Source organism: Planomonospora alba (genome assembly GCF_039534085.1).
GTDB lineage: Bacteria > Actinomycetota > Actinomycetes > Streptosporangiales > Streptosporangiaceae > Planomonospora_B > Planomonospora_B alba.
In genome coordinates this window covers 19,995-34,002 of record NZ_BAAAUT010000021.1, presented here as the reverse complement: position 1 = coordinate 34,002, position 14,008 = coordinate 19,995, and the positions used below count along the sequence as shown (strand labels likewise).

The window sequence follows — 14,008 nt, the reverse complement described above, 5'->3', positions numbered from 1 at the left end:
CTCTATCGAACCCCACGCCGCGGCTTCGCCTAGAACGGCCTTATGCGTAGCGGAGTCGTAAGGGAGAGACGAGACGAGAGAGTAAACCTTCCGGAGACTGATCCGGCCCCGGTACAGGTCCACCAGGTCAACACCATAGAAGCGGGCTAGGTCGGCTTCAACGGCCGGGGAATGCTCGCCCAACGTGCGGGCGAGCCAAACTAGTTTCCCGTGCTGTCAAACCCGCCGGCAGACGTGACAGCGTCTAGAAGGTCCCGAAGGTCCCGGAAAGTCCGCGGCTTCGACCGGAAAACCGCGTACTGGTCTTCCCCTAGAAGGGCCCTAGCCGCATCGGTCAGCCTGCCGGCCTCTAGAGCGTCTAGCACGTCTAGAGGCCAATCAAGGGGAGTCGGAACCGTGTACACGGTGCCGTCATACTCGGCTAGAACCGGAGCGCTCTCGCTCTCGGCAACAGCCGCGGACTTCGCCTTAGAAGGCTTACTCATGTGGAACTCTCCTCAGATTGGATAGATGGGGTTACGGAGTCTGGCTAGGAACCATGTCCGCGGTAGTCGTGACCCTGCCTAGCTCGCCGGCCGCGTCAAGCGAAGTAAGCGTCATGCCGAGAGTGGACGGGTTCGACTTGCCAACCGTCAGAGCTTCCCGCTCCGAAACCATGGCCCGCGGAACGAACAGCGAAGAAACGTCGTCTCCGTCGCCCCACAGGACAAGGAAAGACCGCTCACGGAGAATCGGGTTAGACGGGAGGATCAGCGTGGAAAGCTCACCGCTCTTAGTCCACGTACCGTTAAAGAACAGTGCGGTAGTGTCCTGGTCCCACTGCATAAGGGTGAAACCGATAGTGAGACCGGCCGCGGTAACGTTAAGCTTCGCCGCGGTAGCCGACTGCCAAACCGGGACTTCGGTAACAGAAAGCGAAGGCGTAAGGGACACGCCATCCTCGCTTGCATAACCTAGATCAGTGAAGCCGGTAATCGGAGTGTCGTTATCAAACGCGGTATCGTCGTTCGGGTAGGTCGGAAGGGAAGCGTTAGCGGCCCCCATAAGGATTCGACCGTTAGGGGCGAACCGGATCGCTCCGGCATCTAGCTTAGACAAAAGCTCTCCTGAGATAGACGTAGATAGAGGCGGAGAAGACGAACCGCTGTTCACTGCTAACGGTGTCTTCTAGGTCAGTCGGGAAGAGTTCTTCGGTCACGTCAGCGAAGACGACAGTCCCGTCTGACCAGCCGGGCCCGTCACGCAGTAGAGCGGCCCTAGCGCGCATAGCGAGCGCTAGAGCGGCCCCCTTATCGGGGCCGTAAGCGTCAACGTCAATCGTGACCAGGTCTAGCCTGTCCCGAATCGACCGGCCCCCGCCGGTCAGGTGAACAACCAGCCGGGGCCGGCCCGTCTTATGCCCAACCAGACTCGCGGCTACGGGAACGTCAGTGATACGTGAACGTAGGAACTTAACCCCGACTTCGATAGGGTCATAAATCATCTGATCCGCTTCGCTTCTAGGGCTTTGCCCAACGGCCGGAATCGCGGCGTGTCTTCGGTCCCAAACTCAATCTTGATAGCGTCAACGTCAGCCGAGACGTAAGCGACAGGACCCGAAGCCTCTACCTCTAGAAGCGTCTTAATGCTCCGAGCGTACATCTGTCGGGGCTGACGCTTCGGGGCTAACTTCCTCGCGAGCGTCGCGATACTCCGGGCCGTAGTCAGGACCCGTTTCGCGACTTCCGGAGTCTTCGTCAGCGACTCAATAGCGGCCTGGTCTAGCTTCACTTCTACGTCAGGCATTAACCACCTGTACCGTAAGCGCTGTGTACCGGGCCCGGCCGCGGGAATGCCAGACGTACGGCTGTCCAACTACCTCATAGTCAGTACCGCGCCACCTGACCCGATCCTCTGCCGACACATCGGCCGAACCCTGTAGGTAGACACGGAGCCGAGTAAGAGCCGTCTCCCGATCAGCCGACTCATCAGGGGCCGACTGGTTCCCCGGGGACGGCTGTACCGAAGCCCGGAACGCCCCGGCCGGCCGCACCTTCGACCAGTCGCGAACCTGCCCATAGACGCTGTCAGCGAGCGGGGCCCGAAGAATGGTCACCCGCTCCGTGTACACGCTCATATCGGCCTACCGGGTAGACAGGGTCCCGGCCTTCCGCCGGTACCGATTCAGGGCAGCCTTAGCCGACTTCGATAGGCCAACGGGAACAGCGTCCGCGTAGCTCCGTGATTCGTCACCTACCGTTTCGCTCGCGAGACCCGGAGCGCTCTCTAGGATTCGGGCCACTTCCTGACAGATGACGGCCTTCACGTCTCCGGGCACATCATCATTCCCGTGCGTGTACACGATCCGGACTTCCGCCGGAACATCAGAGAACATCCGGACAGTCCAACCCCAGCGACGCCACAGGGTAGAGCCGGCTCGCGTCCACTCCGTAACCGGAACCCCGTCAATCTCAACGCTGGTCACTTCGTGAACCGGAGAGCCTGGAAGCTCTAGCGTCTGATCGTTCGGAGCAATGACCGTATACACGTCGCCCTCGACGCGGCCGAAGTTCCGCCGGCAATAAGCCTTCACTAGGTCGGAAACCTGGTTAATCAGCTCTCCGACTCGCGCTAGCTCATCTCCGCTGATCTCGCGGCCTAGGGTTGCCGAGATGTCAGCATGCGTTACAAGCATCTTTTCCCTTCGCTGGTTTCCAAGCCGGGCACGGGGCCCCCGCGGAGGGGGCCCCTAAACCTTCGGCTTAGGCCGCAGTCTGGGCGACGTAAAGGTGTTCCCGCCTCATGACGCGAGCGCCATAAACATGTAGGCCGCGAACAGCGTCAGCAAACCACTTCTCCGGCCGATACGCTTCCGTCTCGACAATCTGGTCAGCGTACGTAGTTGCGATCTTGTGACCCGCGATCAGGTGAGTGGTAGCGGGAAGCACGTTGCAAGAGACAACGTTGAAACCAAGGAAGCGGCCAACTAGACCGTTACGGATCGGCTCGTTAGAACCGAACTGACTCGCGTCAGTGAAACGCGGGTCTAGAAGAAGCCGGCCGTACAGATCCGGCGAGACGATAGCGAACCGGCCGTCATGCGGGGTTTCCGTCTTGTCCAGTGCAACGCGAGCGTTAACGAACTGCTGATAGGTGACATCCGGGGTAGCGGACAGGTCAAGGTTCGTAACCCGGTTAAGAGCACCGCTGACCGGGTCAACAATCTTCCCGGCAACGTAAGCGTCAGCCGCTTCCGCAAGCTTGCGAGCGGCCCGGCGCATACCCTCGTTCATGTACTTGCCACCGATAAGGGACTGAACCTTAGCGATGTCGTCAACCTTGAAACGGAAAGCCTTAGCTTCCTCAATCTCAAAGCCCTTGTCAGCACCCTTGATGTCCTGGATGCTGTCGCCGAAACCGGTAACCGGGTCGTAGTCCTCAATGGTCGGGTCTAGAACGGTCGGGATCTTGACCTTGTCACCCTGAGAACGAATCTCGCCCTCATAGTCAGTGTTAACGACTAGGTCAGAACCCACAACTAGAGCGGCCTTAAGCTCCGCCCAAATACCCGCGGTCCAAACTTCGGGAATAAAGTAAGCGGCCCGGTCGGTAGTGTTGAAAATGCTAATGGTTATCTTCCTTCACATCTAAGCGATGCCGAGCAGGGCGTTAAGCTGACCCTTCTCACGGGCAGCGTTAATTTCCTCGTTCGTCATCCGGGATAGGTCTTCGCGTGTGAGCTGACGAACCTTCGAACCAGAACCGCCAGAAGAACCCTTAAACACGTCCTGTGTGAACTCGGAAGTGTTCGGCTTCGGAAGCGACTTCACAAACGAAGCAATCGCGTCCGTGTCCGGCTCTCCGCTCTCGCTGACCAGCGGAGCGAAGTTGATAAACCGGTCATCCGGAAGGGTTACACCAGCCTTAGCCGCTTCCGCTGCTAGTGCGGCCTTCGCAAGCTTCGGACCCGTCTCAGCGAGAGCCGCGGCCCGGCCGCGAGCTTCGGCTTCCGCTACCGCCTTCTCCGCTTCTGACATCTGCGAAGCCTTGATAGCGTCAAGCTCGCTAGAGAGCGTCTTAAAGCCCTTCTCATGCTTGCGGGCTAGAGCCTTCCACTTCTCCGCTTCGGCCTTCCAATCCGTGCTATCGGTAGCCCCCATGTCGGTAGACTCCGCCGGCTGGTCAGAAACCGCAGTGTCGTCAGGCTGGTTGTTCGTCTCACTCATAATGTTCTCTTCCATGTCGGATAACCCATGTCGGGCGATTACGCGGCCTGTAGATAAGGGCCGTACTCTTCGTGATCACTCACTGAAATGCGGCCCTCTGCCAGGGCACGCGCATAAGCGGAAGCAACTTGCCTATCTAGGAAGTCGCTCCCCTCCCCGCCTTCATAGATCGGTCTAACCGAACATGCGCAAGACGGATGAATAGGAAGTAGGTCCCCGCGGCTATACGTGTTCGTACTAGCGATCTCGCATAGCCCGCAATGGTTCGGCCTAGCCGACAGGACCCGCTTATAACCAATGATCTCCGGATCGGATTCCATGGCAACGGAGAGAGCATCCCGGGCCGCTAGCTGCAAGTCAGCTTCGATTGCCCGGCCTAGCCTGTCGGCTGTCGCCTCTACCGCGTCCCTGTAGTTCCGGCCTTCGGATAGGTCAGTCCAGACCCGATGGAACGGACGTGTGTACACGTCTTCCAACGGAACCCCGTTGACCCGGCCGCGGACCCGGGACAGGTCAACGACGGGGGCCGGCCGGCCCCGCGTCTCTCTCGTCACCTGGTCGATAAGGTCAACAGCCCAACGGGCTTCCTGCTGCTGCCCGGCCCGAACGATCGGGACCACGTCAGCAAGCCAACCAGGGATCACACTGTCTCTGTGGGACGGAAGGGCCCGCCATAGCCCTAGAACCCTTCCCGTCAACACTCGCCGGAGCGTCAGACGTTCACGGCTATAGCTGTCGTAAACGCTCCCTAGACGGGTAGCTATGCCGCTTCCCTGTCCTGGTCGGCCCGGCCGTCTTCGTCGTCCTGGTCCTCATGCACGCCGGCTATAGGGGTAAGGCCGAACCGCTTTGCTCGCTCTACCGCTTCGCGGGCTTCTTCGTCGCGAAGCTCCGGGAAGCGTTCAATCTGCCCGGGGCTGTAGCCCGCGTCTTCCTGTAGCTGTCTGTCAGGCACGCCTAGACTCTTAAGCTTCATTAGAGCGTCAATGTGTTCGCCTTCGGTCCTGTACTCCGGATCTCTCCAGATCACTTCGGCCCGGAAGGCATCCTTCCGCGGGTCCTTAAGAACTGCGAAGGCAAGCCGGATCACTTCTTCCCATGCTTCGCCGAAACAGCGCTGACGCTGAACCACCTTCGCGACTAGACCCGCTTCCGCGGACTTAATCGACTCGCCGGAAGGCGGCTGTCCCGCCTGTAGCAGGAAGTAATGCGTCGGGATGCGGGAAACGCTCGCGATGTGCGTAGTAAGAGCGTCGATTAGACGAACGTAGTTCCCTAGGTCCACAGTTTCAAACTGACCAAACTTAGTGTTCGGGTCTTCACTGTGAAGCATCTTGTCTAGGGCAACCTTAAACGGCGGGGGTTCCTTCCTGCCGTCCACTTCGTCAAGCTCCAAGCCGGTTACCCAACGCATCGGAAACGATCCCATTTCCGACGCTACAAGGGCATCCATCATCACCTTATTGACCGCGTTTTGGAGTGGGATGATTCGGTGTAGCTCCGACATGGGTTCACCGCGGAGCCGCGGCCTATTGTTGATAGGAACAATCGGGACCACGCCTAGCGGGTTAGGGGCTAGCTTCCCGTCAGCCCACTTCTCCGAACCCTGCGGCCTGGTAGTCGTGTACACGCTCTTAGGCGTCATCAGCGCTACATGCTCAGTACCCCACTCGTCTACCTGACGAGTAAGCCCCATCCGGCGGAGCTTCCGCCGGCCCGGAACGTACGCTACCGCGGCTTCGTGCGCAGAGTACGGGGTAAGAACCGGGTACCCGTCAGCGTCAGCCCACACATGCACGAAAGCACGGGACTCCACTAAAACGTCAGTGTGCGTAGCGTCTGACTCGGCATCCATGCCGGATCTCTGCCAGATATCCCAAGCATCCCGGTCGGCCTTCGGGTCCTCCGTCAGCCGGAACCCTTCGACGCCTAGCCGCTCCGCTACAGAGTCAACCACCAGGGCACAGAAGTTATCCGCCCATTGGCCTTCGAACAATCCGCCGAAGGCTTCCTTAAACTTGACCTGTGCGAAAGCTAGGGGATGCTTCCCCTCATAGTAGTTGTCATACTTCGCGGACTCCGCCGACTGATGCTGAATCTCCCGGGACAGGTGATCAATCCACTGTTCCGGCGTCTCCGGCTCTTGCGTTAGATACATCTAGCCTTCCTAGTAACTCATAGCCCGATAGCGCTTCTTCCTCATGCGTCCATCAGCTAGAGCGTCAGCACGGGCTTCTACGGCTAGGACGGCCGCCATACAGGCGTCAATGTGCTTCTTAGACCGCTTCGTTTCCTTCCGAAGGACAGCCCCCGCGCGGACTTCGCGAGTCCGCGCATTCATTACGTGACGGGTAAGAGTCGCGTCCCCGATATGGCTAACCTGTCGAGTCTCGACAGCCGTACGGAACCGCTCAACCGCGGTAGCCATAGGGGTATCCCGGTGAGTCCAAAACTCAAAGACGTGATCGGTTCCGAACTCTAGGGCCCAACGTCCGACAATGTCTTGCCAGTACGCCGGGTCAGCATAAACCCACTCGACACGATACGTTTTGAACGCTTCCGCCATAGCGGCATCTACCGCTAAAACGTCCACTTCCCAATCATCGGAAGTATGGGGATTCTCCCAAACCTTAATCGGGAAGATCAGTCCATCGGACAGGCGACAGCCGACAATCGCTGTCGCGTCGTACCGCAACGAACCGTCAAAGCCGATAGCGATTTGGTCCCCGGGTTCCGGTCGGGCATCCGACCGAACCGCGTCCCATGCTTCCTTTGGCATCCATTGGTCAGCGGTAGCCGTAGGCTGGTTAAGGAAGTACCGCCGTGCCTCATGCTCCGGCATCTGCTGTAACTCCGTAACCATCCGGTCTAGGTCCATCCATTCCGCGGCCGGGCCGTACACGTAACGGAGAGCCTTCTTAAGCTCCGCCTTGTTCCGGATGGAAACCGGAGGGGCTTCCCTATGGTCGAACAGCAGACCAGGGTTATCTAGAAGCCCTTCAACTACCTTAAGGTAGTTGCCGTGTGTCAGTTCCGCGATACTGCCTTCGCCCGGGGCATACATGGTTGACGTTTCCAAGGCCCACGGTTCCGCGGCCTTCCGCTTAAGAAGGTTACGGGTAACCGTGTTATACATCCTGTGAAGCTCCGGAAGCGTGTACAGGTGACTCTCGTCAAAGACCGCGAAGGATTCCTTACCGCCATCCTTCGAAGACGAAGACGCGGTAGAAGGAACAATCTTCCCTCCATCCGGCAAGTTCACCGCGGACAGGTTCACGTCAAGCCCCGAAGTGTCCGCTAGCGGCCCCTCCGTCAGCATGTAGTACACATTGTCATACGTGTTGCCCGCCTGTGTCTCTTCGGTAGCGAGACAGCGAATATACGGGTACGTCAGCGGCCGGCCGACCGGGTTCCCGTTAGCGTCGAACCCGTCACAGCGAACCGGCCCTAGCGCTTCCGCACAAACGAGCATCCCGGCAAGCTCCGACTTCGCCCGGCCCTTCGGCCGGGACAGGAAAGCGCTAGTGACCCGCCTACGGCCCCGGGAATCGACTTCGTAAGCGTCAACGATGAACCGCGCATACTCGCGGTCAATCGTGATCGGTTGCCCCTGCACATCTCCGGGGCCGTGAACCAGGTAAGCCTCTATCCAATCAATGACCTGGTAGCCAAGCGAGTATTCCGGAGCCGTCCAACGTCCATCGGGACCGTACGGCACCGTAACCCCCTAAGTTTCCCGGATCACTTCCACACGGTTAGCGGGAATCGTGATCGTGATAGATGAACCCTTGTCCCCTGGTTCGATAGAGACAGACAGCCCTTGCGTCAACCAGGGGAACTCTTCTCCGTCGATAGTGAAACTGAAATAGCCGCCGGGAAGCGACGTGACGTTAACGACCTTCGCGAGCTTCGCCCTAGGCATCAGTCTTCTAGAGCCTTCCGCCGATCGGACAGGGAAGAAACCGCGGCAAGCTTCGGCTTGCTCTCTTCCTTCGGACCAGCAAGCTTCATCCGAAGCCGCATACGGTCAGCGACCGTAGCCCCTAGCCGTTCCTCATTAAGCCGAATCTCCGCTAGAAGCGCTGTCTTCGGTTCCTGGTGGTACTGCTCAACCAGCGGGGCAAGCATCTGTAGACGTTGCCAATCAGTAGGCGTAAAAACCGAAGCCTGTGGAGACGAACACCACGTATCCCACCATTCACGGGTAGCCGCGGAATACTTCGTATATCCGCGAAGCTTCGGGGCCTTCACTCCGGAAGGCTCGCTAAGCGTGATGGAATCGAAAGAGTCAGTGTTCCGGCGAACCTTATTGTCTTTCGGTACAGGGCCCATGCCTGCCACGCTTACACCCCCCTTCTCTGCTGATTGGCAACGTTCCGAACTTCCATGGGTAGCGAGCTTCCGTTACACCATTCCCCGATGAAAGCGGTGAACCGGGAATCGAACCCGAACCTCTACCCTCGCACAGCCCCTAGGATTCGAACCTAGACCAAACCGCTTTGGAGACGGTTGCTCTACCAATTGAGCTAGGGCCATAAGAAAGCCCATGCCGCGGAGTAGTCGGCACGGGCTAACTAGAGCCGTCTCCGGCGGGACCTTGTGACCGGACTATCCGGCCGCCGGAAAGCGGAGCGGAAGGATTCGAACCTTCTCTACCGGCCCGGTTACCCGGCAACCACGCCAGGCACAGGGGGCCAGAGTGCATGCCTACACCACGCCCCTAGATCAGCGTTAACAGATGGTTAGTCCGTGTACCGCTAACCAGTACCCCATGCCGGGATCGAACCGGCCTTCTCCGGAATGAAAGTCCGGCGTCCTAACCACTAGACCAATGGGGCCAAGTACCCGTCCCCGGATTCGAACCGGGAACCTTCGGTTCCTAAGACCGACGCCTCTACCTTTGGGCTAGACGGGCATACCAGCGGGGCCCCGAAGGGCCCCGGTCAAACTAGGCGGCTACCGACTCGACAAACCGAAGATTCTCGCCGATGTACCGCGTATAAGCGGGCGGAATCGCTTCCGCGAGTTCCCGCCGATCCGAAGTCCAATCAATCCCCATGGCTTCCTGCCACTCGGCAATCGTCCCCTTATAGCCCCCGTTGCCGTAGACAGCGAACATGTCCCCTTCGTAGAAGCGGCCATGCCGCCATCCCCGAACCCTGTGCCCCTGGTGGCTAGGGTGCTCCGGCTGAGGGACAGTCAGCCCCGACAGTTCAAACTGTCGATGCCGGAAAACCTTAAGACCGAAGGACAGCCCACACAGGACCAGGCTTCGACTCATCACAGCCTTACCAATCGGCTGTTCAATGATGTACGGCCTACCGGTCGAAGCGAGAGCATCCCGCGTCTCCGCGAGCAAGCTCACATGGTTAGCCCTGTCTCGGTTCGTTCCCGCGGTCAGTGTGCAATCCGCCTGACACGGCGGAGAAGCGTGGATCGCGTCGAACTCGCGACCGTAGTCCCGAATGAACCGGATAGCGTCGCCCTGGTGGAAGTCGAAGGGGTAGTTAGGCTGTGGCTCAATGTCCACGCCTACCACATCGAAGCCCGCGAGGTAGTAGCCCATACCGGCCCCCCCCGCACAGGAGAAGGCATCCAAGAGCCGAAGCCCGTTGGACTGCCTAGAAGACTGACCCGTCACGCATACCCGCCTAAGCCGTTGACTCTCGGAAGCGGAGCTTCCGACTTGCAAGGAATAAGCTACGCGGATTCGCGCATGTTTGCAAATCGGAAGACGAGAAATCCGCCGGCCCCGACAGGGCCGAAAAGCCTAGTCACACAGCGTTTCCGAAGCCTACGCTACGAAGTGCCAGACCCGTACGGATTGCGAGAGACAGCCCCTCCACAGTTCGTTTTTAGGCTGATCATGGGGGTACCCCCCTCCCTACCGGCTACTTACCGTGTTAGGGACGTGTACACGGAACGTACCGTGTGCTTGCGCTGTCTTCCTACTTGCAACCAGGGGACCCGGGACCTAATCTCTTGCCTGTCAGCAAGAGCTAGGGAAGGGGTAGCCCTGTGGGGGCTTCTAGGTTTGATCGGGTCTGGTCTAGGTCTGATGTGCTTGCGGTTGCTAGGCCGGGGGCTAGGGTCAGGGTTGTTTACCGTGTGCCTAGCCTGTGGGATGCTGGCTACCACGTTTGTTCTCTGGTCGGGTACGTCGAAGACGTGTGCCCGAACTCTGGTGAGTTCGCGTGTCGCCTGGTGGTAGGCCGGGAAGTTATCGGCTACCGGGATGTTGCTTCGATCGAAGCCCTGTAGGGCTACTACCCGTAAGCCCCCGTCTTCTGGCGGGGGCTTCTTCGTTTCCCGGGCCGGTAAGGTCTAGCGTTCCCGTAGGGTCTTAGCCTTATGACACTCGCGGCATATGGCCGCGAGGTTAGCTAGAGAGTGATTGTCCCCGCGGTCTACGTGGTCAACTTCGGTAGCGTCACCGGAACACACATAACAGGTGTAGTTGTCTCTCCGGAGCACGATTAGCCGGCGTCTAGACCAGTCGCCGGGAAGCCGTTCCCGGCGATTCGAAGTATGCCAACCTATCGGCTGGTGTTGTTCGCACTTCCCTTTGGCTTTGACTGTCTGGCGACAGTCGGTAGTGGAGCATACGGCTTTAGCTCTAGGCATGCTCGTATGTCTCCTATGCGCGTACTAGCTAGCGAGCGTTGTTGTTGTAGCGAGCTAGCTACTTAGTTAGTGGTGTTTGCGGCTACCCCGCTTGGGGCGGGTAGCCGCTTGTTAGTTAGCTTGTTAGTTAGCTAGTTCGCCCGAAGGGCGACTATGGGTTACAACCATCGCCCCCCATACCCCCCCCTCCGGGGGGGTTCTCACTCTACTAGTCGTGTCATTTTTCAAGATTCTTGCCCCTAGGTGAGTGTGACGTTCGTCACACGCTTGCAAGTCGGATGCAAGTCGGAAGATACGGTAGGTTTGGGGCATGGCAGTCTTAACGGTCAACGCTCCGGAGCTGTCCAAAGCGTTGACAAACGCGGAAGCATGGCTTCCGGCGAAGTCCGCCGTACCCGTTGCCCTGGTGGTAGCGAGCTACGACGGTCTTACGATCACGGTTACGGATCACTACACGGCCGGCGAGTCGAAGTGTCCGGCTGTCGAGTATCGCGGGTCTGACGAAGCCGTTCAGATCCGGCGGGAAGACCTGGTAGCGCTCGCGGCTAGGGCCCGTAAAGACGGCACGAAGAAGGTTCTCTCTCGCGTGACAGTCGAGACTGACCGCGGGGTTATCGTTCACGGTGCGATTGAAGACGAGAGAGCCGAAGTCGTGACAGCGCTCGCTGTCCCGGGCCCGTTCCGGGAAGAGTGGACGGTGCTCGCGGACATGTTCGCTACCGCGGCTTCCGATGCGGCCCCGTTCCCCGACCGCGTCATGGTGGCTCCGGCGTATCTCGCGATGTTCAATAAGGTCAGGCCCGACGCTTCCGGCCGCGGGGTAGACCTTCTGACTTGCCCCATTAACGGGGCAATCTTCGGCAAAGTGGGCCCGAACTTCCGGGGCCTGGTCATGGTGCTTGATTCGGGTAAGAACGAAGCGGCTCTAGGCGAAGGCGGTCTCTGGTGAAACTTTCCGGATGGACTTTCAGTAAGCACGCTCTAGGTAGGGCCCTTGACATGCTCGCGACGCCGGAAGAGATCCGGGCCTGTTTGGAGAGCCCGGAACTGATCTACGATCAGAACGACTATGGGCCCGACCGGAAGATGTTCCTCCGGGGCCGGCTTGCCCTTCCGGTGAATGCCGCAGAGCGCCACGTCTTGTCTGTGCTTCACAGGACAGCCGACGTGTACGACAGGGGAGACGTGTCCTACACGCTTCGTCAGGTGGCTTCGTGATCCCGGAAGACGTGTTAGAGACGTTCCGAGAGCAAGCCAGGCGGGACGTAGCCGCTAGCTCCGACCCGGAGCGGATAGCGTACGTGACCCGGGTTCTAGCGAGTCTCGCGAGACAGGAAGCCAGCCAGCCCGAAGCCGCATAGGAGAAAGCCCCCGCTATCCCGCGGGGGCTTTCTCGTTTCCGGGATAGCTCGCGGAACTTCCGACTTGCAAAGTGCCGTGTACACGACTAGTGTTCTTCGGGTCAGCAAGAGTCCTCTATCGAAGGGATGCGAAGTGAAGAACTACCCCGCAATCGTCGTCATGGCGGAGTGCCCGGAGTGTCACAACTATGGCCGGTACCGGATCGCTGCCGGGGAATACAGCGCGGTTGCTGACTGCGTTAACTGTGGGACGGTCGTGATCCCGACCCGCGGGTAGTGGTCCACAGCAAAGCCCCCGGCTACGGCCGGGGGCTTTCTCATTTCATGGGAATGATTGTGATCGAGTCCGCGGGTAGGTCGGCGACTCGCCACCTTCCCGGGCCTAGGGGATGAACCATGACCCGTTTGACGTAGCGAGCGAGGATCGTTCGACGTTCGTCTAGCGAGTCGATATCGTCTCGCTCCCACACGGATAGGAGATCTTCCGCGGGTAGCTCGCGCGCTTCCGCGGCTACTGTGGCGGACTGTTTCGCCCGGAGACGGTTAATCTCTTCCCGAAGTGAAGTCATGATCTCGCCGGCGTCTACCATTGGCATCTTGCCCGCGGCGGCGGCTTCGCGGGCTTCCCGGATCTTCGCTTCCTTTGCTTGAATCTCGGTTTCTATGAGTTCGACTTCGGAAGGCTCCGACTCCGTGTGCACTTCCCCGGCCGGGGTAAGCCCTAGCTCCGCTTCGATAGCTGCTCTCACGTAGGCGCGGACAACCTTCTCTAGCCATGCCATGTTGCGGGTAACCCCGCGGCAACCCCCCTGGTCCTTTGGCGGGCAGGCATATATGGGTTCGCTGTCTACCCCCGCATTCAATCCGGCCCCGCAAATGCCGCACGCCATAAATCCGGAGAGAAGCCACTTACGCGCGGTAGCTCCGGCCCCCCGCTTCCGGCCCGGATGAATGAACGGCTGTATAGCTCTCCACTTGACCGGCGAGAGTACCGCGGGCCATTCGCCGGCCCGGATCTCTTCCCCGGCATAGATGACCAGGCTTGCGAGCTTCGGACTCGCTAGAAGCTTCTGTACTTTGCCGAGAGTCCATAGCTTGCCGCTTACGGTTCGGAACCCGGCCGCGTTCCATCGCTTATGGATTTGCGAGATGCGGACTCCGGCTAGCAACCACTCCGCGGCTTCGTTGATATGCCGCTTCGCGACAGGGTCAACGTGTGTTAGGTAGCCGATTCCCTGCCTAGGGTCTGGTTTCAACCAGCCGGTCATGTGCTTACCGCCGTGAACCTTACCCATTTGGCGGTTCTGGACTAGCTTCCGTTCGATACGCTCGACGGCTCGCTCTACTTCCGCGGCGTCCGCGGCGGCTTGCATGCGTCCGATCATTCGGCCGTCAGCCGTTGTCAAGTCAACGTTGTTACTCGCGACCGAAGCGAGTTTCACGCCGGTTTCTTCGACTAGTTCAATGATCTGTTCATACTCTGCCGGCCGGCGAGTTAGCCGCGAATTACTGTAGTAAATGATCATGTTTATGCGGCCGGACTTCACATCGGCGAACAGCCGGTCATAGTGTGGCCGCTTCTTTTTCCGGGACCGGGTAGACGCTCCGATATCGTTGTCCGTGTACACGTCCACAACGGCGGCACCCATGCGTTCCGCCAGGGCCCGACAGTCTTCTTCCTGTCGGGCGACGCCTAGTCCCCGTCCTTCTTCGTCATCCGAGATCCGGCAATAGATGCCCGCGAGTAGAGTTCCGGGGGTTAGGGCCGCATAGCGCAGCATGTGACCTACCTCACACAGGGGGGTTCCTATCCTGTGC

General features: G+C 59.4%; 14 protein-coding genes and 3 tRNA genes. 2 read left to right on the top strand and 15 right to left on the bottom strand.

Going from position 1 to position 14,008, the window contains the following annotated elements; all coding sequences use genetic code 11:
- Nucleotides 1–200: 200 nt before the first annotated feature.
- The 14 genes from ABD823_RS14545 to ABD823_RS34640 form a co-directional block, all read right to left on the bottom strand.
- Nucleotides 201–485 carry a hypothetical protein gene (locus ABD823_RS14545; protein ID WP_344859729.1) on the bottom strand — a complete coding sequence of 95 codons (285 nt, stop codon included), beginning with the start codon at nucleotides 483–485 and terminating at the stop codon, nucleotides 201–203.
- A 31-nt stretch (nucleotides 486–516) separates the two neighbouring features.
- Nucleotides 517–1,152 carry a phage tail tube protein gene (locus tag ABD823_RS34765; RefSeq protein ID WP_486352083.1) on the bottom strand — a complete coding sequence of 212 codons (636 nt, stop codon included), beginning with the start codon at nucleotides 1,150–1,152 and terminating at the stop codon, nucleotides 517–519.
- Between the two features lie 625 nt (nucleotides 1,153–1,777).
- Nucleotides 1,778–2,116: a phage head completion protein gene (locus ABD823_RS34645; RefSeq protein WP_425566611.1), complete on the bottom strand. Its 339-nt coding sequence runs from the start codon at nucleotides 2,114–2,116 to the stop codon at nucleotides 1,778–1,780.
- Nucleotides 2,117–2,122: 6 nt separating this feature from the next.
- On the bottom strand, nucleotides 2,123–2,674 hold the full coding sequence (locus tag ABD823_RS14540; protein ID WP_344859727.1) for a head-tail connector protein: 552 nt from the start codon (nucleotides 2,672–2,674) through the stop codon (nucleotides 2,123–2,125).
- A gap of 67 nt (nucleotides 2,675–2,741) precedes the next feature.
- Entirely contained in the window at nucleotides 2,742–3,515 is a 774-nt protein-coding gene (locus ABD823_RS14535; protein ID WP_344859726.1) for a phage major capsid protein, read from the bottom strand.
- A gap of 111 nt (nucleotides 3,516–3,626) precedes the next feature.
- A complete protein-coding gene (locus tag ABD823_RS14530) occupies nucleotides 3,627–4,220 on the bottom strand; it encodes a hypothetical protein (protein WP_344859724.1) in 594 nt (197 codons plus the stop codon).
- Nucleotides 4,221–4,965: 745 nt separating this feature from the next.
- Complete coding sequence (locus ABD823_RS14525) at nucleotides 4,966–6,363, bottom strand: phage portal protein (protein WP_344859722.1); 1,398 nt, start codon at nucleotides 6,361–6,363, stop codon at nucleotides 4,966–4,968.
- Nucleotides 6,364–6,372: 9 nt separating this feature from the next.
- Nucleotides 6,373–7,923, bottom strand: a complete 1,551-nt coding sequence (locus ABD823_RS14520; protein WP_344859720.1) for a terminase TerL endonuclease subunit — start codon at nucleotides 7,921–7,923, stop codon at nucleotides 6,373–6,375.
- 203 nt (nucleotides 7,924–8,126) lie between these two features.
- Entirely contained in the window at nucleotides 8,127–8,537 is a 411-nt protein-coding gene (locus ABD823_RS34760) for a phage terminase small subunit (RefSeq protein WP_486352084.1), read from the bottom strand.
- A 131-nt stretch (nucleotides 8,538–8,668) separates the two neighbouring features.
- Nucleotides 8,669–8,741: transfer RNA gene (locus tag ABD823_RS14515), tRNA-Trp, on the bottom strand.
- A 229-nt stretch (nucleotides 8,742–8,970) separates the two neighbouring features.
- A tRNA-Glu gene (locus ABD823_RS14510) sits at nucleotides 8,971–9,043 on the bottom strand.
- Nucleotides 9,044–9,047: 4 nt separating this feature from the next.
- Nucleotides 9,048–9,120: transfer RNA gene (locus tag ABD823_RS14505), tRNA-Leu, on the bottom strand.
- Nucleotides 9,121–9,153: 33 nt separating this feature from the next.
- On the bottom strand, nucleotides 9,154–9,771 hold the full coding sequence (locus ABD823_RS14500) for a DNA cytosine methyltransferase (RefSeq protein ID WP_344859719.1): 618 nt from the start codon (nucleotides 9,769–9,771) through the stop codon (nucleotides 9,154–9,156).
- 758 nt (nucleotides 9,772–10,529) lie between these two features.
- Nucleotides 10,530–10,829, bottom strand: a complete 300-nt coding sequence (locus tag ABD823_RS34640; protein WP_425566610.1) for an HNH endonuclease — start codon at nucleotides 10,827–10,829, stop codon at nucleotides 10,530–10,532.
- A gap of 310 nt (nucleotides 10,830–11,139) precedes the next feature.
- Between ABD823_RS34640 and ABD823_RS14495 the strand changes: the two genes are divergently transcribed.
- Nucleotides 11,140–11,778 (top strand): hypothetical protein, encoded by a 639-nt coding sequence (locus tag ABD823_RS14495; RefSeq protein WP_344859717.1) that lies wholly within the window; start codon nucleotides 11,140–11,142, stop codon nucleotides 11,776–11,778.
- A 50-nt stretch (nucleotides 11,779–11,828) separates the two neighbouring features.
- On the top strand, nucleotides 11,829–12,047 hold the full coding sequence (locus tag ABD823_RS14490) for a hypothetical protein (protein WP_344859715.1): 219 nt from the start codon (nucleotides 11,829–11,831) through the stop codon (nucleotides 12,045–12,047).
- Between the two features lie 460 nt (nucleotides 12,048–12,507).
- Here ABD823_RS14490 and ABD823_RS14485 read toward each other — a convergent pair whose 3' ends face one another.
- Nucleotides 12,508–13,971: a recombinase family protein gene (locus ABD823_RS14485; RefSeq protein ID WP_344859713.1), complete on the bottom strand. Its 1,464-nt coding sequence runs from the start codon at nucleotides 13,969–13,971 to the stop codon at nucleotides 12,508–12,510.
- Between the last annotated feature and the right edge of the window lie 37 nt (nucleotides 13,972–14,008).

Coding starts and splice junctions, on each gene's coding strand:
- ABD823_RS14545 (WP_344859729.1), bottom strand. CDS start 485: ATGAGTAAGCCTTCTAAGGCGAAGTCCGCGGCTGTTGCCGAGAGCGAG.
- ABD823_RS34645 (WP_425566611.1), bottom strand. CDS start 2,116: ATGAGCGTGTACACGGAGCGGGTGACCATTCTTCGGGCCCCGCTCGCT.
- ABD823_RS14540 (WP_344859727.1), bottom strand. CDS start 2,674: ATGCTTGTAACGCATGCTGACATCTCGGCAACCCTAGGCCGCGAGATC.
- ABD823_RS14530 (WP_344859724.1), bottom strand. CDS start 4,220: ATGGAAGAGAACATTATGAGTGAGACGAACAACCAGCCTGACGACACT.
- ABD823_RS14525 (WP_344859722.1), bottom strand. CDS start 6,363: ATGTATCTAACGCAAGAGCCGGAGACGCCGGAACAGTGGATTGATCAC.
- ABD823_RS34760 (WP_486352084.1), bottom strand. CDS start 8,537: ATGGGCCCTGTACCGAAAGACAATAAGGTTCGCCGGAACACTGACTCT.
- ABD823_RS14500 (WP_344859719.1), bottom strand. CDS start 9,771: ATGGGCTACTACCTCGCGGGCTTCGATGTGGTAGGCGTGGACATTGAG.
- ABD823_RS34640 (WP_425566610.1), bottom strand. CDS start 10,829: ATGCCTAGAGCTAAAGCCGTATGCTCCACTACCGACTGTCGCCAGACA.
- ABD823_RS14495 (WP_344859717.1), top strand. CDS start 11,140: ATGGCAGTCTTAACGGTCAACGCTCCGGAGCTGTCCAAAGCGTTGACA.
- ABD823_RS14490 (WP_344859715.1), top strand. CDS start 11,829: ATGCTCGCGACGCCGGAAGAGATCCGGGCCTGTTTGGAGAGCCCGGAA.
- ABD823_RS14485 (WP_344859713.1), bottom strand. CDS start 13,971: ATGCTGCGCTATGCGGCCCTAACCCCCGGAACTCTACTCGCGGGCATC.